Genomic DNA, 18,234 nt, shown 5'->3' with positions numbered 1-18,234 from the left:
GGCAGGCGCCGCGGGCAGTGGGGTCAGAATTCGGTGGTGACGGAGACACCGAAGGTGCGTGGGTCGCCGAACATCACGCCAGCGGTCTGGAAGCCGCCCGGCAGTGTGTGGTTGCGGTACTCCTTGTCGGTCAGGTTGCTGACGTAGGCGCTCACCTGGGTGGTGTCGCCGGGCAGCTCGTAGGTGACCCGAGCGTTGCCCAGGGTGTAGCCGCCGGTACGCATGTTCTGGCTCTGGTCGTTGGAGAAGAAGTACTGGCGGCTGCGGGTGTTCCAGTCGGTAGCCAGCACCAACGCGCCGCCGACTTCCAGCGGGATGCGGTAGTCCGCGCCTATCACCGCCGAGACGTTGGGCGCGCGGACGAACTTGTTGCCCGAGTAGTCGCTGGTGCCAGAGGTGTAGTCGGTGAACTCGGTGTGCAGGAGGCCCAGGGCGAAGTTCAGGTGCAGGTTCTGTACTGGCACCGCTTCGAGTTCGAACTCGGCGCCGTAGGCCTCGCCCTCGGCGCCGTTGGCCAGCCTCGAGACAGTCTGGTTGTTCACCGCGCTGACGATGTTCAACTGGATGTCTTCGTAGTCGTAGTAGAACAGCGCGGCGTTGGCGTTCAGGCGACCGTCCAGCCACTCGGACTTCACGCCCAGCTCGTAGGAAGTCAGATACTCGGGGTTCACCGTGGCCACGGTCGCCTGGCTGGTGGCGCCGGTGTTGTAGCCGCCGGAGCGGAAGCCATAGGCATAGCGCAGATACACCCGGGCATTGTCGGAAATCTGGTATTCAGGCGTGAGGTCGTAGGTCCAGTCGCTCCAGGTGTTTTGCTCGTCCTGCACGGCATTGGCCACCAGCGGGGTGGACACGCTGCTCGGCTTCCACCAGTCGCTGTTGGAGAAGTTCGCCTGGCCCTGGTTCTGCACGCGGCGCAGGTTGATGTCCTTGGTCTCGCGGGTCCAGCGCAGGCCGGCGGTGACGCTGAAATCCTCGGTGAAACTGAATGTGCTACTACCGAAGATCGCGTAGCTCTCGGTGCCTTGGTTGTAGGTGAGGTTGTTGTAGTAACGCGGGATGAAGGGGTTGTCCAGCGCTGCGCTGGCGTTGCGCGAGTCGAGGTCTTCGTTGAAGTAGTGCAATCCCACGACCCAGTTCAGACGGTTCTCGCGCGGCGAGGCCAGGCGCAGCTCCTGGGACCACTGCTGGCTGTCGGCGTAGGCGAAGCTGCGTTGCAGCTCCTGGGGGGTGTTGTCCGAATCGCTGAAACCGTCCCGGGTGAAGTGCTCGAACGCGCTGATGGAGGTAAGTGTCAGGTCGCCCAGCTGCCAGTTGAGGTTGAGGTTGCTGCCCACCTGGTCGATCTGCACTTGGTATTTGGCGTTGTAGTTGACCTTGCCTTGCCTGGGGTCGATCCGGTAGCCGAACTGATTGGTGCCATCCGGGCGCAAGCCATAGCTCACAGTGCTATAGCCCCCGGTGTCGTGGTAGCTACGCGCGTGCACATTGAGGTTGGCCTCCAGGTCGTCGTTGATGTAGGCCAGAAACTGCAGGCGCGCGGCATCATCCTCGAGCGCGCCACGGTCGTTGCTGTCGGCGATGTTTTCGTTATAACCGTCGCGGCCCTGGTGGCGGAACGACAAGCGTGCGGCCAGGCGGTCGGTGACAAGGGCATCGCTGATAGCCCCTTCGAGGACGCGGTCGTCATAGTCGCCGTAGCCGGCCTTGGCATAGCCCGAGCGTTCGAAGGTGGGCTTGCGGGAGATGAAGTTGATTGCACCGGCGGTGGTGTTCTTGCCCCAGAGGGTGCCCTGCGGCCCGCGCAACACCTCGACGCGCTCCTGGTCGAAAAGCGGAAAGCCCGTGGCGCTGATGTTGGCGATGTACACGTCGTCGACGTAGATGCCCACCGGGCTCACGGTGTTGGCGCCCTGGTCACCGGTGCCCAGGCCACGGATCCACCAGCGTGGCCGGCCATGGCCCTCGGTGGTGCCGGCGGAGGCATTGGGGATGAAGCGTGTGACCTCGTTGGCCGATTGCAATGAGCTGTCGCGGATCTTGTCGCCGCTGAGCACGGAAATCGAAGCGGGCACTTCCTGGACGGTCTCTTCGCGCTTTTGCGCGGTGACCACCACTTTGGACAGGGTGGAGCCGGTGTTGTCGAGAGTGGTCGACTTACTGGGCATGAGGCTTTCTTCGGCCAGCGCCGTCAGTGCTGGCAGCCCCCCCAGGGCGACGGCGATGGAAAGTGCGGTGCGTTTGAACATGCTGATCCCCAATGGCGAAACGGACGTCGTGCAGCGGCATTGCGCTGCGTTGTCGTAGTGACGGTGCGTGCGTCCGTTGGCTGGCGCGCATGGCATCCGGCGCGTCCTTTTGTCAGGACGCATCAGGGCATTGGCAACAACTGTACCGATTTTTGTTTTTAAGATTTAACTAATTGATATTTAAGACTTTTATCTTAAAGAGTGGCTGCGCGGGCAGCGCCTGTGGATCTGCGCAGGCAGCAGGGGTTGCTGCTGGTGTGCTGCTGGGGCAGCAGTGGCAATCAGGTTATAAGCAAATGAATAATCATACTTATTTTGTAATAAGAGTTTTCAGGCATTATCGGCCTATTGCATGCCAAAGGACCCTGCCGCCATGTCGATGCTCACCCACCCCCACGCCCGTGAACTGAGCAAATCGGTGCGTGCCACCGTGCTGGTCTTCGAGGACCCACGCTCGCGCGAGCTGCTCAGCCGCATCGAGCGCCTGGCGCCCAGCGAGGCCAATGCGCTGGTCATCGGCGAGACCGGTACCGGCAAGGAGCTGGTGGCCCGCCATATCCACCAACTGAGTCGACGTGCCCGGGCTCCATTCGTGGCGGTGAACTGCGGCGCACTGCCGGAAAGCCTGGTGGAGAGCGAGCTGTTCGGCCATGAGAAGGGCGCCTTCACCGGTGCCACTAGCAGCAAGCCTGGTTGGTTCGAGTCGGCCAACGGCGGCACGCTGTTTCTCGACGAGATCGGTGACCTGCCGCTGAACATGCAGGTGAAGCTGCTACGGGTATTGCAGGAGCGCGAAGTGGTGCGTCTGGGTTCGCGTAGTGCGATCCCCATCGATGTACGACTTGTCGCAGCGACCAACGTCAACCTGGCCGATGCGGTGGTAGCCGGGCACTTTCGCGAGGACTTGTTCTACCGCCTGCACGTGGCGACCATCCGCCTGCCGCCGCTGCGCGAGCGCCCAGGCGATATCCTGCCGCTGGCCCAGTTCTTCGTCGAAGCGCATTGCCAGCGCCTGGGCTATCAGCGCGCCGCCTTGACCCCTGAGGCTGAGCGCAAGTTGCTCGGGCATAGCTGGCCAGGCAACATCCGTGAGCTGGAAAACGCCATCCACCACGCGCTGCTGGTGTGCCGCCAGCAACAGGTGCAGCCGGGCGATCTGAATCTGGCCGACATGCGCACTGCCCCGACCCGCCACGAGCCACTGCCGGCAATGCCCACCGAGGCGAGCCTGGATGCTGCATTGTTGGCCTTGTATGAGCGCAACCTTCCAGACCTTTTCCTGCACATCGAGGAGGCGGTGTTTCGCACGGCCTACCACTACTGCCATGGTAATCAGTTGCAGACCGGGCGCCTGCTGGGCATCAGCCGCAACATCGTGCGCGCGCGCCTGGAACGGATCGGGGAGCTGGAGCCTTCAAGTCGCACATTGAAAGCCAATGACCGGTGGCTGGCGTCGGGGTGAGCCGGGGAGGGACGTGAGTGTAAGCCCATCGCTTTCGGAGCGGGCATGCCCGCGAAGCAGGGAATGCGGTATCTGGTGCCGGCTTCACCGGCTCCTGCTGGGCTTTGCAGCTGCCCCAGAATCATGAAATTGAAAGAAGCCTACTGCCCCAACATCTGCCGCACCAGCCACTGCCCAGCCGGCCCGAGCGCGCGCCGGCTCGACCACGCCACATCCATGTCAACCCGTCGCGGGTACCCGGCCACCTGCAGCTCCACCAGCCCATTGCCAAACCGTGCCACCAGCGCCCTGGGCAGTTCGGCCCAGCCGAACCCGCGCACGGCGAACTCCAGCAGGGTGAGGTAGTCCGGTGCCGACCAGGCCTGGCCACGACCGTGGTGCAAGCTGGGGGCATAGGTCTTGATATACAGCTGCCGGACGTTCTCCAGGTGCTGCGTCTGCACCTGGGGCAAAGCCGCCAACGGATGCCCGCTGGCCACGTACACCCCAAACTCTGCCTGCTCGGGCAAGCGTGCCACGGCAACGTCAGCGGGGTAGCTGGGCTGGGTGGCAAGAATGCCGACATGTGCCAGGCCCTGCTGGATCAGCTCGATCACATCGGCATCTTCCGAGGGGCCGCAGCGCAGCTCGGTATATGGGTAGTGCTGGGCGAAGCGGGCCATCACCGCGCCCTGGAAGGTCACGCTGTAGCTGTCCGACATCACCACCGAGACCAGAGCCTCGACGTTTTCCGCCAACCGCACCGCCAGGGCATCGAGCTGGGCGCTGGCATCGAGAATCGCCTCGACATGGCTCAGCACCTGCCGCCCAGCCTCGTTCAGCGTGGGGTGGCGACCGCCACGCTCGAACAACGGGCAACCCACATCGGCCTCGAAATTGGCGATGGCGATGCTGATGGTGGACTGGCTTTTGCGCAACTTGCGCGCCGCAGCGGAAAACGAACCCAGCGATGCAGCTTCGACAAAGGCGACCAGAGCTTCGGGTGAGTAGCGCATGGTATTGATAAAACCGATGGTGGCTATGTCGCGAGTATCAGTTCTATCAAAGAAAATAGGAAGCACGACTCACGCAATGGATGGAATTTGCAATGAAAAACGTCTCTTTCACCGAACGCCTGGTTCACGCCGTCGGTTATGAAGTGTTCGCCGTGCTGCTGTGTGCGCCGCTGTTGTCCTGGATCATGGGCAAGTCGCTGGCGACGGCGGGGGCGCTGGCGGTGACCCTGTCGGTGATCGCCATGCTGTGGAACATGGTCTACAACGCGCTGGTCGATCGCTACGTGCGGGTCGAGCGCATCCACTGGAAGGCCAGCGCACGCTTTGTGCACGGCCTGGGCTTCGAAGCCGGGCTGGTGGTGTGGTGCCTGCCGGTGGCGGCGTGGATGCTGGAGATTTCGTTGCTGCAGGCGTTCATGGTGGAGTTGGGCTTCTTCGTGATCATCCTGCCCTACACCGTGCTGTACAACTGGGCCTTCGACAAAGCCCGGCACCTGCTGATGCAGCGTCGCCTTGCGTGAGAACTAACTGCCCTGCGCGGCCCTTCGATTTGTGCATTGTGCGGATATCCTGGGGCCGCTTCGCAGCCCTTTCGCGACACAAGGCCGCTCCTACAGGGACGGCGCAGGCTTCAGGCTTGCGCTGTACCTGTGGGAGCGGCTTTAGCCGCGAACACCGGCGCAGCCGGTGCCATCTATAGTTGACCGCGTCAGCCCATAAAAAAACGGGGCATGCCATCGCTGGCATGCCCCGTTTTTCAAACCGTTAAAGCGCCTCAGGCAACCTTGACGATCCAGCCAGCCGGTGCTTCCACGTCACCGCTCTGGATACCGGTCAGCTCGGTGTAGAGCTTCTGGGTAACCGGGCCGACCTTTTCCAGGTCGTGGAACACGTGCAGCTTGCCGTTGTACTCGATGCCGCCGATCGGGGTGATCACCGCAGCGGTACCGCAGGCGCCGGCTTCGATGAAGCGGTCCAGCTTGTTGATTTCCACATCGCCTTCGATCACTTTCAGGCCCAGGCGCGATTGCGCCAGTTCCATCAGCGACAGGCGGGTGATGCCTGGCAGCACCGAAGCCGATTTCGGGGTGACGAACTCGTTGTTGGCGGTGATGCCGAAGAAGTTGGCCGAACCGACTTCCTCGATCTTGGTGTGGGTCAGCGGGTCGAGGTAGATGGCGTCGGCGAAGTTGGCTTTCTTCGCTTCTGCACCCGGCTGCAGGCTGGCGGCGTAGTTGCCACCGACCTTGGCCGCGCCAGTGCCTTGGGGGGCTGCGCGGTCGAAGCTGGAGATCTGGAAGTTGTGCGGCTTCATGCCGCCCTTGAAGTACGAGCCAACCGGGATGGCGAAGATCGAGAAGATGAACTCGGGGGCGGTGCGCACGCCAATGTTGTCACCGGTGCCGATCACGAACGGACGCAGGTAGAGGGCGCCTTTACCATGCGGTGGCACGAACTTCTCGTTGGCCTTGACCACTTGCTTGCACGCCTCGATGAACACATCGGTCGGCACCTGCGGCATCAGCAGGCGGGCGCAGCTGCGCTGCATGCGGGCGGCGTTCTGGTCCGGGCGGAACAGGTTGATCGAACCGTCCTTGCAACGGTAGGCCTTGAGGCCTTCGAAGCACTGCTGGCCGTAGTGCAGGGCCGTGGAGCCTTCACTGATGTGCAGCACGTTGTCTTCGGTCAGGGTGCCTTTGTCCCACTCGCCATTGCGCCATACGGACAGGTAGCGTTTGTCGGTCTTGATGTAGTCGAAACCCAGCTTGTCCCAATTAATGCTTTCGTTGCTCATGACACCCTCATTGTCTTGCAAGTGCCCGATTGCTCGGGCTGCTGTTATATGCGCACCACGCCACCATAATACATCCGTGGCAGATCGGGAACGGCCAGTCACGAATTGATAGCCTGCAATGCATTCATTGCGGCTTCTACAGGTGCAGGTACTCGTCCAGCGCCAGCTGGTCGAGCAGTACCTGGTCGTGGGACGCCACCACCAGCGCCCCGCGAAACTGCCCGAGCATGTGTTCCAGTGCGGCCAGTGACGGCAGGTCCAGGTGGTTGCCGGGTTCGTCCAGCAGCAACAGGTCGAGCGGCCGTTCGCGGTACAGCACGGCGGCCAGTGCCGCCTTCATCCGCTCACCGCCGCTGAGCAGGCCGCTGGGCAGTTCGATGCGGGCGGCATCCAGGCCCAGTTGCGCCAGGCGGCTGCGCAAGTCGCCCTGGGGCAGTGTCGGGTTTGCCTGGCGCAGGTGGTCGAGCACGCTGGTGTGGCCTGGTAGTGTGCTGCAGTGCTGGTCGAGCAGGGCGGTTTCACCACTGAGGCGCAGGCTGTCGGGCGGGGCTGGCAACTCACCGTTCATCAGCCTGAGCAGGGTGGACTTGCCACTGCCATTGGCGCCGACCAGGCCCAGCCGCTGGCCCAGGCACAAGCGCAGGTTCAGTGGTTTGCGCGTGCCGCGGGGCAGGTGCAGCGCCTGCAAGGCCAGCACTTCGCGGCCCGGATGACGCTGCGGCGTGGGTGCATGCAGGGTAATGGCGCTGTCCTGCTCGACTTCGCGGGCGGCGTCACGCACTTTGCCCTGCAGCGCCTGCCGGGCGTCGCGGTGGTCGCGGCGCTGCTTGCCCGCAGTGGCCTGGCTGCGTTCCTGCTGGCGGTCGACCAGGATCTTGGCCTGGTTGGCGTGCCTGGCGTTGCGCCCGGCGCGGGCTTGATGACGTTCCAGGTCTTCGCGCTGGCGCTGCAGTTCGCGGGCCTGGCGTTGCTGCTCCTGTTTCAGCCGGGCAAGTTGCTGTTGGGCCAGCGCCGTCTGGCTGGCTTTCTGGGCCGAATAGAAGCTGTAGTTGCCGCCATAGGCCTGCAAGCCCAGGCTGGACAATTCGACGATGCGCGTCATGTGCGCGAGCAGGCTGCGATCATGGCTGATTACCAGCAAGCCCCGGTCCCAGGCTTCGATCATGCTCAGCAGTTGGGCGCGGGCGTTGCTGTCCAGGTGATTGCTCGGTTCGTCGAGGATCAGGTAGTCCGCTTCGCTGAGCCAGGCGCCGACCAGCGCCACGCGCATGGCCTGGCCACCGCTCAGGCTGTGGGCGGGCTGGTGCCAGTCGAGCTGGCCCAGGCCGTGGCGTTGCAGGTGCCCCTGCAATTGCTCGCGGATATCCCAGCGTTCGCCGACAGTGTCGAAGTCACTGGGTGCGACGCTGCCTTGCTCGATGCGCTCCAGCGCAGCGAGCACCGCGCCCACCTGGGCCAGGTCGGCGACCGTGGCGCTGCGCTCGATCACCTGCTGGTCCAGAAGATGGATGCGCCCAAGGCGCCGACACTGGCCGCTGCTTGGTTCGCGCTGGCCGGCAAGTATCTGCCCGAGCAGGCTCTTGCCCACACCGTTGCGCCCGACCAGGCCGGTGCGGCGTTGGTCGAAGGTTTCGCTGAGGTCGGTAAATAACAGCCTGCCGTCAGGCAAGGCCAAGGAGACGCTGTCCAGCGTCAGGATCGACGTGTTCGTCATGCACAACTCCACAAATGCCGCGACATCTCCGGAGCGAACCGGAGGCTGAAGACTGGCCGTCGAAGGGACGGCGGCATCAATGGCGCATTGGACGAACACCTCGTGACAGGGGAATGCGTAGCCTAACGGATAGAGGCATCGTTGTCGCGGGAAAACAGATTCCGCGAGTGCGCCGCGGCCCCTGTAGGAGCGGGCGTGCCCGCGAACACCGGCGAAGCCGGTGCCCAGTGCAGGCAGGAAGAGCCAGGACCGCGCATGCCCCTGGTTCAGCGCCCCATCAAGCGCTTGCTCCAGTCGCCCCCGTGGCTCTGCCGGCAGGCCTCTTCACTGTCAAACCGCACATGCCAGGCCGGATGATCCAGCTGAATGCCGGCCTGTTCCAAAGCCAGGCCGGTCAGCGCCAGCATGCGTACCTTCGCGTCGCCCGCCACGGCGGCGGCCTTGTCGGCCTCTCGCTCGAACACCCAGGTAATACGCAGGCTGGCCGGAAAATCCTCGGGAGCCAGGCGATGGGTAAGCCAGCTGAAACCGACGATCTCCGCCTTGGCGGTTTCGCAGGCTTCGGTCAGGCAAACCACCAGTTCACGCTCCAGGCGTGCCAAATCGCGCTTGTTCAGGGGTTTCACCGGGGTGCCTCGCTGCTAAAGCCACCACTGTAACGCAGTTGCGCCACTTGTTGTCGGCCAGCCCGACAGCAATGGTTGACCACCCGCCAGCCACTGCGTAGCCTTGCCACTTCGAGGTTCTTCGGCCAGGCCGAAGCTAAGACGGGAACGCGGTACAAGCCGCGGCTGCCCCCGCAACTGTAAGCACCGACAACGGATCGACACAGCCACTGCGCCCGCGCGCGGGAAGGCGTCATCCCGCCAGCCCGCTGCACCAGCGGGCACATGGAACGGTGCGAGCCAGGAGACCTGCCTCGTCACGTTTTCGACTTTCAACCGGGCGGGGTGATCCGGTGGCGAACAAGCCCGGCCGGCCTGGCCCGTGGCTGTCGTCCTGCATGCCCGCGCCAATCTGCCAAGGGCAATGCGACATGAAAACACTGGCCAAGCTCCCCGTCACCATCGTCACCGGCTTCCTCGGCTCGGGCAAGACTACCTTGCTGCGCCACATGCTCGACAACGCCCAGGGCCGCCGCATTGCGGTGATCGTCAACGAGTTCGGCGAACTGGGCATCGACGGCGAAATCCTCAAGCAGTGCAGCATCGGTTGCACCGAGGAAGAAGCCACCGGCCGCGTCTACGAGCTGGCCAACGGCTGCCTGTGCTGCACCGTGCAGGAAGAGTTCTTCCCGGTGATGCGCGAGCTGGTGGCACGCCGTGGCGACCTGGACCATATCCTCATCGAAACCAGCGGCCTGGCCCTGCCCAAACCGCTGGTGCAAGCCTTCCAGTGGCCGGAAATCCGCAATGCCTGCACCGTCGACGCGGTGATCACGGTGGTCGACAGCCCGGCCGTGGCCGCCGGCACCTTCGCCGCCTACCCGGACCAGGTCGATGCCCAGCGCAAGCTCGACCCCAACCTGGACCACGAATCGCCGCTGCACGAACTGTTCGCCGACCAGCTGGCCAGCGCCGACCTGGTGGTGCTGAACAAGGCCGACCTGATCGACGCCGAAGGCCTGGCCAAGGTCCGCGCCGAGGTGGCCGAAGAACTGCCGCCGGCGGTCAAGGTGATCGAGGCCAGCAGCGGCAAGCTGCCGCTGGAGGTGCTGCTGGGCGTGGGCGCCGAGTCCGAGGCGCACATCGATGGCCGCCGTACCCACCATGATTCGCATCATGACGGCGATGACCATGACGATCATGACCACGACGCCTTCGACTCCATCTCCATCGACCTGCCCGAAGCCGACGAAAGCCTGCTGCTCGACGCCCTGACCCAGCTGGTGGTGGAATTCGGCATCCTGCGCGCCAAAGGCTTCGCTGCCATCCCGGGCAAGCCGATGCGCCTGCTGGTACAAGGCGTGGGCACCCGTTTCGACAAGCATTTCGACCGCGCCTGGCGCGCCGACGAGCCGCGCATCACCCGCCTGGTGCTGATCGGCCAGGACCTCGACGCCGCCCAGCTGGAAGCGCGCCTGCGCCAGGCACTGGGCGCCTGACCCATGCACCTGCTGCGGACCCAGCCCGGCGGCTTCGTGCCGGATGACAGCATTGCCGACCTCGGCCAGACGCCCGCCGAGCTGGTGATTCTCTGCAGCGGCGATTCGCACCTGGCATTGCTCGCCGATACCGCCGAGCAATTGCCCGAGGATTACCCCAGCCTGCGCCTGGCCAACCCGATGCAGGTACAGAACCATGCCTCGGTCGACCTGTACGTCGACCAGGTGCTGCGCCATGCCAAAGTCATCCTGGTGTCGCTGCACGGTGGCGTCGGTTACTGGCGCTATGGCGTCGAGCAACTGGTCGAACTGGCCGGCCGTGGCGTGCAACTGATCCTGGTGCCGGGCGACGACCGCCCGGACCCGGAGCTGACCAGCCTGGGCAGTGTCAGCGGCGAGCAGGCCGAACGCCTCTGGCACTACTTGCGCCAGGGCGGCAAGGCCAACGCCATCAACCTGTTCAATTGCCTGGCCAGCCAGTGGCTGGGCCGCGACTATGCCTGGGACGAGCCGCAGCCTTTGCCGCGCACCGCCGTGTATCACCCGGCCAAGGGCAGCGCCACGCTGGAGGACTGGTACCCCCAGTGGCATCCCGAACAGCCGGTGGCGCCACTGCTGTTCTACCGCTCGCACCTGCAGGCGGCCAACACCGCGTTCATCGATGTGTTCTGCCAGCGCCTGCAGGCCGCCGGGCTCAACCCATTGCCGATCGCCGTGGCCAGCCTCAAGGAAAGCGCCTGCCTGGAGCAGGTCGAAGCCTGGCTGGACGAGGTGGGTGCCGAAGTGCTGGTCAACACCACCGGCTTTGCCCTGTCCAGCCCGGAACGGCCCAACCTGCGCCCGTTCCGTCGCGACATCCCGGTGCTGCAGGCCATCTGCGCGCAAGACAACCAGCCCGGCTGGGAAACCAGCGAGCAGGGCCTGGGGGCGCGTGACCTGGCCATGCACATCGCCCTGCCCGAACTGGACGGGCGTATCATCACCCGCCCGGTCAGTTTCAAGGACATGGCCTGGCGCAGCGAGCGCAGCCAGTCCGACGTGGTCTGCTACCGCGCCCACCCCGAGCGCATGGACTTTGTCGCCGAACTGGCCCGCCGCTGGGTCGAACTGGCGCGCCTGCCGAATGCGCAAAAGCGCGTGGCCCTGGTGCTGGCCAACTACCCGACCCGGGATGGTCGCATTGGCAACGGCGTTGGCCTGGACACGCCAGCGGCGGCGCTAAACATCCTCAAGGCCCTGCAGGCCGAAGGCTATCCGCTGGCCGACTTGCCGGGCAGTGGCACGCAACTGATCCACCAGTTGCTCGGAGGCGTGACCAACGACCTCGACCATCTGGACCTGCGCCTCTGTGCGCAGAGCCTGAGCCTGGCCGACTACCAGGCCGCCTTCGAGCGCCTGCCCGAGGCCAACCGCCAGGCCGTGCTGGAACGCTGGGGGCCACCGCAGCAGGACCCGATGTACCGCAGTGGCCGGCTGATGGTGGCCGGCCTGCGCTTTGGCTTGACCTTCGTCGGCATCCAGCCGGCACGGGGCTACCAGGTGGACCCCAGCGCGGTGTACCACGACCCGGACCTGGTGCCGCCGCACGGCTACCTGGCGTTTCACTTCTGGCTGCGCCATGCCTTTGCCGCCGACGCGGTGATCCACGTCGGCAAGCACGGCAACCTCGAATGGCTGCCCGGCAAGGGCGTCGGGTTGTCGGCGCAGTGCTGGCCGGACGCCTTGCTCGGCCCGCTGCCGAACATCTACCCGTTCATCGTCAACGACCCGGGCGAGGGTGCCCAGGCCAAGCGCCGCACCCAGGCGGTGATCATCGACCACCTGATGCCGCCGCTGACCCGTGCCGAAACCTATGGCCCGTTGCGCCACCTGGAGCAATTGGCCGACGAGTTCTACGAAGCGCAGCTGCTCGACCCGCGGCGCGCCCGCGAGTTGCAGCGCGACATTCTCGAACTGGTCAAGGCCAACCACATCGACCGCGAACTGCAACTGGAAGGCCAACTGGACGATGCCGCCGTGTGGCTGCCGCGCCTGGACACCTACCTGTGCGACCTGAAGGAATCGCAGATTCGCGATGGCCTGCATGTGTTCGGCCAGTCCCCGGAAGGCCGGCTGCGCCTGGATACCCTGCTGGCGCTGTTGCGGGTCGAGCGTGGCGACGGTCGCGGCGGCAATGCCAGCCTGCTGCGGGCTTTGGCCAAGGCGCTGGTACCGGGTTTCGACCCGCTCGATTGCGAGCTCGGGCAGCCGTGGCAGGGCGCACGCCCCGAGCAGTTGCAGGCCATGAGCAGCGAGCCCTGGCGCACCTGTGGCGATACCCGCGAACGCCTCGAACTGTTGGCGCTGCAGGTAATCGACCAGGCGCTGGGCGGGACCGCACAGTTACCTGCCCTGAGTGAATGGCAACCGGTGCATGACGTGGTGCAGGCGCTGCGCGAAGCGGTGGCACCCAGCCTGGATGCCTGCGGCAGCGCCGAAATGAATGGCCTGCTGGCGGCGCTGGCCGGGCGTTTCGTGCCCGCTGGCCCCAGCGGTGCGCCCAGCCGTGGGCGCCTGGACGTGCTGCCCACCGGTCGCAACTTCTATACCGTGGATGTGCGCAACCTGCCCACCACCACCGCCTGGCGCCTGGGCTTCGCCTCGGCCAACCTGATCCTCGAGCGCCACCTGCAGGACCACGGCGATCACCTGCGCCAACTCGGCCTTTCGGTGTGGGGCACGGCAACCATGCGTACCGGTGGCGACGACATCGCCCAGGCCATGGCGCTGATGGGCGTGCGACCGGTGTGGGCCACCGGCAGCCAGCGGGTCGACGATTTCGAGATCCTGCCGCTCAGCCTGCTCGACCGCCCGCGGGTGGACGTGACCTTGCGCGTTTCCGGCTTTTTCCGAGATGCCTTCGGCAACCTCATCCGCCTGTTCGATGCCGCAGTGCAGGCGGTGGCCGCGCTGGACGAACCCGACGATCTCAACCCACTGGCCGCCCGCGTGCGTAGCGAGCGCGCCGCGCTGCAGGCGCAGGGCGTGGACGCCGAGCAGGCCGCGCGCCAGGCTGGCTGGCGGGTGTTCGGTGCCAAGCCCGGGGCCTACGGCGCCGGGGTGCAGAACGCCATCGACGGGCGCCTGTGGCACAGCCGCGACGACCTGGCCGAGGTCTACCTCAACCACGGCGGCTATGCCTATGGCGCCAGCGACGACGGTACCCCGGCCCGCGCCCAGTTCGCCCAGCGCCTGGCCAAGGTGCAGGCGGTGCTGCAAAACCAGGACAACCACGAACACGACCTGCTCGATTCCAACGACTACTACCAGTTCCAGGGTGGCATGCTGGCGGCGTCGGAAACCTTGTCCGGTGCGGCAGTGGCCAGTTACCACGGCGACCACAGCCAGGCCGACCGGCCGCGCATCCGTACCCTCAAGGAAGAGCTGAACCGGGTCATCCGCGCCCGGGCGCTGAACCCGAAGTGGATCGACGGGGTCAAGCGCCATGGCTACAAAGGCGCCTTCGAGATGGCGGCGACGGTCGACAACCTGTTCGCCTTCGACGCCACCACGCAGCTGATCGACGACCATCATTACCAGGCGCTGGCCGATGCCTACGTGCTCGACCCGGCGACCCGCGACTTCATGCGCGAGCACAACCCCGAGGCCCTGCGCGACCTTACCGAGCGTTTGCTGGAGGCCCAGCAGCGCGGCCTGTGGCAGGCGCCTGGCGACTACCGCGAAGCCCTCGAGGAACAACTGCTCGACGGCGAGGAACAGGCTTGAAATGAGTGAACCCGTGCAATTTCCACTGGCAGCCGTGGTCGGTGCCGACGACCTGAAACTGGCGCTGTGCCTGACCGCCATCGACCCGAAGATCGGCGGCGTGCTGATCGAGGGGCCGCGTGGCATGGCCAAGAGTACCCTGGCTCGTGGTCTGGCCGACCTGCTCGGCGAGGGCCCGTTCGTCACCCTGCCACTGGGCGCCAGCGAAGAACGGTTGGTCGGCACCCTCGACCTGGATGCCGCGCTGGGGCAGGGCAAGGCGCAGTTTTCCCCGGGGGTGCTGGCCCAGGCCGATGGCGGCGTGCTGTATGTCGATGAGGTCAACCTGCTGCCCGATACCCTGGTCGACCTGCTGCTCGACGTGGCGGCCAGTGGCACCAACCGCATCGAGCGCGACGGCATCTCGCACCGGCACAGTGCCCGCTTCGTACTGATCGGCACCATGAACCCGGAGGAGGGCGAACTGCGCCCGCAGTTGCTTGACCGCTTTGGCCTCAACGTGGCCCTGGAAGGCTTGCCCGAGCCTGAGGCGCGTCAGCAGATCATTCGCCGCCGTCTGGCCTTCGACAGCGACCCGCAGGCTTTCTGCGCGCAATGGGCCGAGGCCCAGGCGCAATTGCGCGAGCGCTGCCAGGCGGCGCGCCAGGCCCTGGCCGGCATTGCCCTGGACGACCAGGCGTTGGCCTGGATCACCGAACGCTGCTACGCCGCCGGGGTCGACGGCCTGCGCGCCGACCTGGTCTGGCTGCGCGCCGCACGCGCCCACTGTGCCTGGCGCGGTGGCGAGGCCATCGAAGAGGCCGATGTCGATGCAGTGGCCGAGTTCGCCTTGCGCCATCGCCGCCGCGTTGCGCCCCAGGCCAACCCCCCTGCAGCACCGCAGCAGCCTGAGCAACAACCCGATCGGCAAGGCGCAGGCAACCCTGGCGAACAGGGCGGGCAGGGCGACTGGGGTGCGATGGCTGCGCAGCCCGTGGCCAGCGGCGCCCGCCGCGAGGTGCCGAACTGGGCAAAAAAGCCCTGAGCATCCCCCAGCCACCTGCCAAAGGGGCGGATGCCAAAGCAGGCGCAGGCAAGCAGTACGGTGCCAACCGAGGCCGGGCGCGCAGTGCCGCGGCCGGTCGGGTGGCCTGGCTGCCGACCCTGCTCAAGGGCCGGCCACGCCAGCGCCAGGACCTGTGCTGGCAACAACGGCAGGGCAGGCCCGCAGAACTGTGGCTGGTAATCGTCGATGCGTCGGCCTCGACCCGCCGCCACCAGGCGCTGGCACAAACCAAAGGGCTGCTGGCGGCGCTGTTCGATCAGGCCTACCGCCAGCGTGCCCGGCTGGCCCTGCTTACCGCCAGCGGGCGCACGCCGCAGTGGCAGCGCCACGGCCTGAAGGCCTCGGCCGCTTTGCAACCCTGGCTGCAAGCCTTGGGTGCCGGTGGCGGCACGCCGTTGATCGCAGCACTGGAACAGGCTCGGCACTGGTTGCAGGCGCGGCAACGGGCCCACCCTGAAGAAGCATTGCGCTGCCTGGTGTTTACCGACGGTCGCCTGCAGCACTGGAATGCCGTGCAACCAATGCCGTGTGCCACTTTGCTGGTGGATATGGAACTGGCGCCGGTGCGCCTGGGCCGTGCGCAGCGTCTGGCGCAACAACTTCAGGCTGATTACCAGCACCTGCAACAGTTCAGGTTGGTGGATTGAAAAAGTATCGATGCGACACTATGTCGCAATAAGAAGAGTTGCCAGAACAGCAACCCGGAAGTTGTACAAGTGCGTGGCGGTGCACGCACTTGGTTTGCCGGCCGATATTACTTCGGCATCGACCACGGTTGCAGGTCGTAACCTTTTTCGCACAGTTCGGCGCGCACTTCCTCGATCAGGCTGGCCCACTGGGCCGGGTCGGAGTAGATACGCGAGGACACTTGCTTGCTGCCGATGCGGGTGCTGGTCCGGTCGATCACTGCCAGGCTCAGTTCACCAGTACCGTTGGGTGCATCCCAGGCTACGCACTGGAAAGGTTCGAAGGCGTGGTCGGCAATCAGCAGTGCTTCGTTGACACGGAGCGGGGCATTCATGGTTCGGTCTCTCTATGGTCCCAAACATCCAGGTAAGTCCGCGTTGCTTCAAAGTCGCCTCGGTTATCGCGAAGTGCAGCGCGGGGTTATGTGTACTGATGCTCGTTGTCCGGGGGCGAGTCACACATTGGTTGTAAAAAATTTGCCAGGTTCGAATCCGTTCTTGCCCATGCCGCCATGTGATGTCGATAAAGTGCGAAAATTCCCGTCACTGATTGTAAAAAAATGATTCGGCAGACAGACGGTACTGGGAACCGTCAACTTCGTTGCTACTGTTAATCGGGCGCCACAACTTACTGTTTTATTTCAAAAAACCGAAAACTGGCGCCAAGGATCGGTCATGCAGCAGCCTGCCGCCCAACGCCGTTTGCTCATCGTCGACCCCTGCGATGACTGCCACCGTTTGTTGCCTGGATTGCGCAGCGCAGGCTGGGATGTGGACAGCTGCATGCTCGGTGCCGCGCTGGATCATCCTTGCGATGTGGGCCTGTTGCGCTTGCAGGCGTCGCACCTCAGGCGCCCGGACGGGGTCAAGGACTTGATCAAGCGCAGCAACACCGAATGGATTGCCGTGCTCAGCGCCGAACAGTTGCGCATGCCGGCCGTCGGCGATTTCGTTTGTGAATGGTTCTTCGACTTCCACACCTTGCCGTTCGACGTTTCCCGCGTGCAGGTCACCCTGGGCCGGGCCTTCGGCATGGCGCGCCTGCGTGGCAAAGGGCTGGCGAGGGTGGATGAAACCAGCCACGAGCTGCTCGGTGACAGCCGCCCGATCCGCGAGTTGCGCAAGCTGCTGGGCAAGCTGGCGCCTACTGAATCGCCGGTGCTGATCCGCGGTGAAAGCGGTACCGGCAAGGAGCTGGTGGCCCGCACCCTGCACCGTCAGTCGCAACGCAGCGAGCAGCCGTTCATTGCCATCAACTGCGGGGCGATCCCCGAGCACCTGATCCAGTCGGAACTGTTCGGCCATGAGAAGGGCGCCTTCACCGGTGCTCATCAGCGCAAGGCCGGGCGCATCGAAGCAGCCCATGGTGGTACGTTGTTCCTCGACGAAATTGGCGACCTGCCGCTGGAGTTGCAGGCCAACTTGCTGCGTTTTCTGCAGGAAAAGCACATTGAACGCGTGGGGGGCAGCCAGCCGATCCCGGTGGATGTGCGGGTGCTGGCGGCTACCCACGTGGACCTGGAAAGGGCCATCGAGCAAGGGCGCTTTCGCGAAGACCTGTATTACCGCCTGAACGTGTTGCAGGTAGTGACTGCGCCTTTGCGCGACCGGCATGGCGACCTGTCGATGCTGGCCAGCCATTTTGCCCATTTCTACAGCCTGGAAACCGGGCGTCGACCGCGTTCGTTCAGCGACCATGCGCTGGCGGCCATGGGCCGGCATGACTGGCCGGGCAATGTTCGCGAGTTGGCCAACCGTGTGCGGCGCGGGTTGGTGCTGGCCGAAGGTCGGCAAATCGAGGCGCAGGACCTGGGATTGCAGACCCTTGACCAGATGCAGCAACCGCTGGGTACGCTTGAGGAGTACAAGCACCGGGCCGAGCGCCAGGCGCTGTGTGATGTACTCAGCCGGCACAGTAACAACCTGAGTGTGGCGGCCAAGGTGCTAGGTATATCGCGGCCGACTTTCTATCGGTTGCTGCACAAGCATCAGATTCGCTGAGCTGCAGCGCAAAAGGTCATGCGGTCCCTGTGGGAGCGGGCATGCCCGCGAAGCAGGCGCCGCGGTGGATGGCACCGGCTACGCCGGTGTTCGCGGGTAAACCCGCTCCCACACTGACCGTGCAGGCTTCAAGGTCTTTGATTCAGGCCATTGCCTGTACAGGCATGGCGCCAGCCCTGCGGCCTTGCGCGATCCCTGTGGGAGCGGGTTCACCCGCGAAGCAGGCGCCGCGGTGGATGGCACCGGCTATGCCGGTGTTCGCGGGCATGCCCGCTCCCACACTGACCGTGCAGGCTTCAAGGTCTTTGATTCAGGCCATTGCCTTTACAGGCATGGCGCCAGCCCTGCGGCCTTGCGCGATCCCTGTGGGAGCGGGTTCACCCGCGAAGCAGGCGCCGCGGTGGATGGCACCGGCTAC

Annotated in this window: 13 protein-coding genes and 1 riboswitch; of the genes, 7 read left to right on the top strand and 6 right to left on the bottom strand. The window is 65.0% G+C overall.

Annotated features, from left to right (window positions below):
- Positions 1-23 precede the first annotated feature (23 nt).
- The gene (locus CAG46_RS08100) at positions 24-2,249 is read right to left on the bottom strand and encodes a TonB-dependent receptor (RefSeq protein WP_085616904.1); all 2,226 of its coding nucleotides are present in this window, start codon (positions 2,247-2,249) and stop codon (positions 24-26) included.
- 373 nt (positions 2,250-2,622) lie between these two features.
- Between CAG46_RS08100 and CAG46_RS08095 the strand changes: the two genes are divergently transcribed.
- Complete coding sequence (locus CAG46_RS08095; protein WP_085616902.1) at positions 2,623-3,711, top strand: sigma-54-dependent Fis family transcriptional regulator; 1,089 nt, start codon at positions 2,623-2,625, stop codon at positions 3,709-3,711.
- Between the two features lie 140 nt (positions 3,712-3,851).
- On the opposite strand, the gene CAG46_RS08090 is transcribed toward CAG46_RS08095, so the two are convergent.
- On the bottom strand, positions 3,852-4,706 hold the full coding sequence (locus CAG46_RS08090) for a LysR family transcriptional regulator (RefSeq protein WP_085616900.1): 855 nt from the start codon (positions 4,704-4,706) through the stop codon (positions 3,852-3,854).
- Positions 4,707-4,798: 92 nt separating this feature from the next.
- Between CAG46_RS08090 and CAG46_RS08085 the strand changes: the two genes are divergently transcribed.
- Positions 4,799-5,227 carry a multidrug/biocide efflux PACE transporter gene (locus CAG46_RS08085; protein ID WP_085616898.1) on the top strand — a complete coding sequence of 143 codons (429 nt, stop codon included), beginning with the start codon at positions 4,799-4,801 and terminating at the stop codon, positions 5,225-5,227.
- 254 nt (positions 5,228-5,481) lie between these two features.
- Here CAG46_RS08085 and CAG46_RS08080 read toward each other — a convergent pair whose 3' ends face one another.
- The 3 genes from CAG46_RS08080 to CAG46_RS08070 form a co-directional block, all read right to left on the bottom strand.
- Positions 5,482-6,501, bottom strand: a complete 1,020-nt coding sequence (locus CAG46_RS08080) for a branched-chain amino acid aminotransferase (protein ID WP_085616896.1) — start codon at positions 6,499-6,501, stop codon at positions 5,482-5,484.
- Positions 6,502-6,637: 136 nt separating this feature from the next.
- A complete protein-coding gene (locus CAG46_RS08075) occupies positions 6,638-8,215 on the bottom strand; it encodes an ATP-binding cassette domain-containing protein (protein WP_085616894.1) in 1,578 nt (525 codons plus the stop codon).
- Between the two features lie 266 nt (positions 8,216-8,481).
- Positions 8,482-8,841: a hypothetical protein gene (locus CAG46_RS08070; RefSeq protein ID WP_085616892.1), complete on the bottom strand. Its 360-nt coding sequence runs from the start codon at positions 8,839-8,841 to the stop codon at positions 8,482-8,484.
- A gap of 97 nt (positions 8,842-8,938) precedes the next feature.
- Positions 8,939-9,152: riboswitch (cobalamin riboswitch) on the top strand.
- A gap of 99 nt (positions 9,153-9,251) precedes the next feature.
- Here CAG46_RS08070 and cobW point away from each other — a divergent pair.
- The 4 genes from cobW to CAG46_RS08050 all read left to right on the top strand — a co-directional run bounded on the left by cobW (position 9,252) and on the right by CAG46_RS08050 (position 15,776).
- The gene (gene cobW / locus CAG46_RS08065; protein WP_085602303.1) at positions 9,252-10,319 is read left to right on the top strand and encodes a cobalamin biosynthesis protein CobW; all 1,068 of its coding nucleotides are present in this window, start codon (positions 9,252-9,254) and stop codon (positions 10,317-10,319) included.
- Positions 10,320-10,322: 3 nt separating this feature from the next.
- Positions 10,323-14,084 (top strand): cobaltochelatase subunit CobN, encoded by a 3,762-nt coding sequence (cobN, locus tag CAG46_RS08060; RefSeq protein WP_085616890.1) that lies wholly within the window; start codon positions 10,323-10,325, stop codon positions 14,082-14,084.
- A gap of 1 nt (position 14,085) precedes the next feature.
- Positions 14,086-15,108, top strand: coding sequence for an ATP-binding protein (locus CAG46_RS08055; RefSeq protein ID WP_085616888.1), 1,023 nt, complete (start codon positions 14,086-14,088; stop codon positions 15,106-15,108).
- Positions 15,109-15,209: 101 nt separating this feature from the next.
- Complete coding sequence (locus CAG46_RS08050; protein WP_085616885.1) at positions 15,210-15,776, top strand: VWA domain-containing protein; 567 nt, start codon at positions 15,210-15,212, stop codon at positions 15,774-15,776.
- 107 nt (positions 15,777-15,883) lie between these two features.
- Here the strand turns inward: CAG46_RS08050 and CAG46_RS08045 are convergent, their stop codons facing one another.
- Positions 15,884-16,150: a hypothetical protein gene (locus CAG46_RS08045; protein WP_013972506.1), complete on the bottom strand. Its 267-nt coding sequence runs from the start codon at positions 16,148-16,150 to the stop codon at positions 15,884-15,886.
- Between the two features lie 340 nt (positions 16,151-16,490).
- On the opposite strand from CAG46_RS08045, the gene CAG46_RS08040 reads away from it, so the two are divergent.
- On the top strand, positions 16,491-17,816 hold the full coding sequence (locus CAG46_RS08040; protein ID WP_085616883.1) for a sigma-54 dependent transcriptional regulator: 1,326 nt from the start codon (positions 16,491-16,493) through the stop codon (positions 17,814-17,816).
- Positions 17,817-18,234: the final 418 nt, after the last annotated feature.

It is taken from the genome of Pseudomonas sp. B23(2017), from assembly GCF_002113725.1.
Lineage (GTDB): Bacteria > Pseudomonadota > Gammaproteobacteria > Pseudomonadales > Pseudomonadaceae > Aquipseudomonas > Aquipseudomonas putida_Z.
This window is presented reverse-complemented; position numbering and strand designations above follow the sequence as displayed.

Bases quoted from the DNA above. Each gene is read 5' to 3' on its own strand.
- CAG46_RS08095 (WP_085616902.1), top strand. From the start codon at position 2,623: ATGTCGATGCTCACCCACCCCCACGCCCGTGAACTGAGCAAATCGGTG.
- CAG46_RS08085 (WP_085616898.1), top strand. From the start codon at position 4,799: ATGAAAAACGTCTCTTTCACCGAACGCCTGGTTCACGCCGTCGGTTAT.
- cobW (WP_085602303.1), top strand. From the start codon at position 9,252: ATGAAAACACTGGCCAAGCTCCCCGTCACCATCGTCACCGGCTTCCTC.
- CAG46_RS08100 (WP_085616904.1), bottom strand. From the start codon at position 2,249: ATGTTCAAACGCACCGCACTTTCCATCGCCGTCGCCCTGGGGGGGCTG.
- CAG46_RS08055 (WP_085616888.1), top strand. From the start codon at position 14,086: ATGAGTGAACCCGTGCAATTTCCACTGGCAGCCGTGGTCGGTGCCGAC.
- cobN (WP_085616890.1), top strand. From the start codon at position 10,323: ATGCACCTGCTGCGGACCCAGCCCGGCGGCTTCGTGCCGGATGACAGC.
- CAG46_RS08040 (WP_085616883.1), top strand. From the start codon at position 16,491: ATGCAGCAGCCTGCCGCCCAACGCCGTTTGCTCATCGTCGACCCCTGC.
- CAG46_RS08090 (WP_085616900.1), bottom strand. From the start codon at position 4,706: ATGCGCTACTCACCCGAAGCTCTGGTCGCCTTTGTCGAAGCTGCATCG.
- CAG46_RS08075 (WP_085616894.1), bottom strand. From the start codon at position 8,215: ATGACGAACACGTCGATCCTGACGCTGGACAGCGTCTCCTTGGCCTTG.
- CAG46_RS08045 (WP_013972506.1), bottom strand. From the start codon at position 16,150: ATGAATGCCCCGCTCCGTGTCAACGAAGCACTGCTGATTGCCGACCAC.
- CAG46_RS08080 (WP_085616896.1), bottom strand. From the start codon at position 6,501: ATGAGCAACGAAAGCATTAATTGGGACAAGCTGGGTTTCGACTACATC.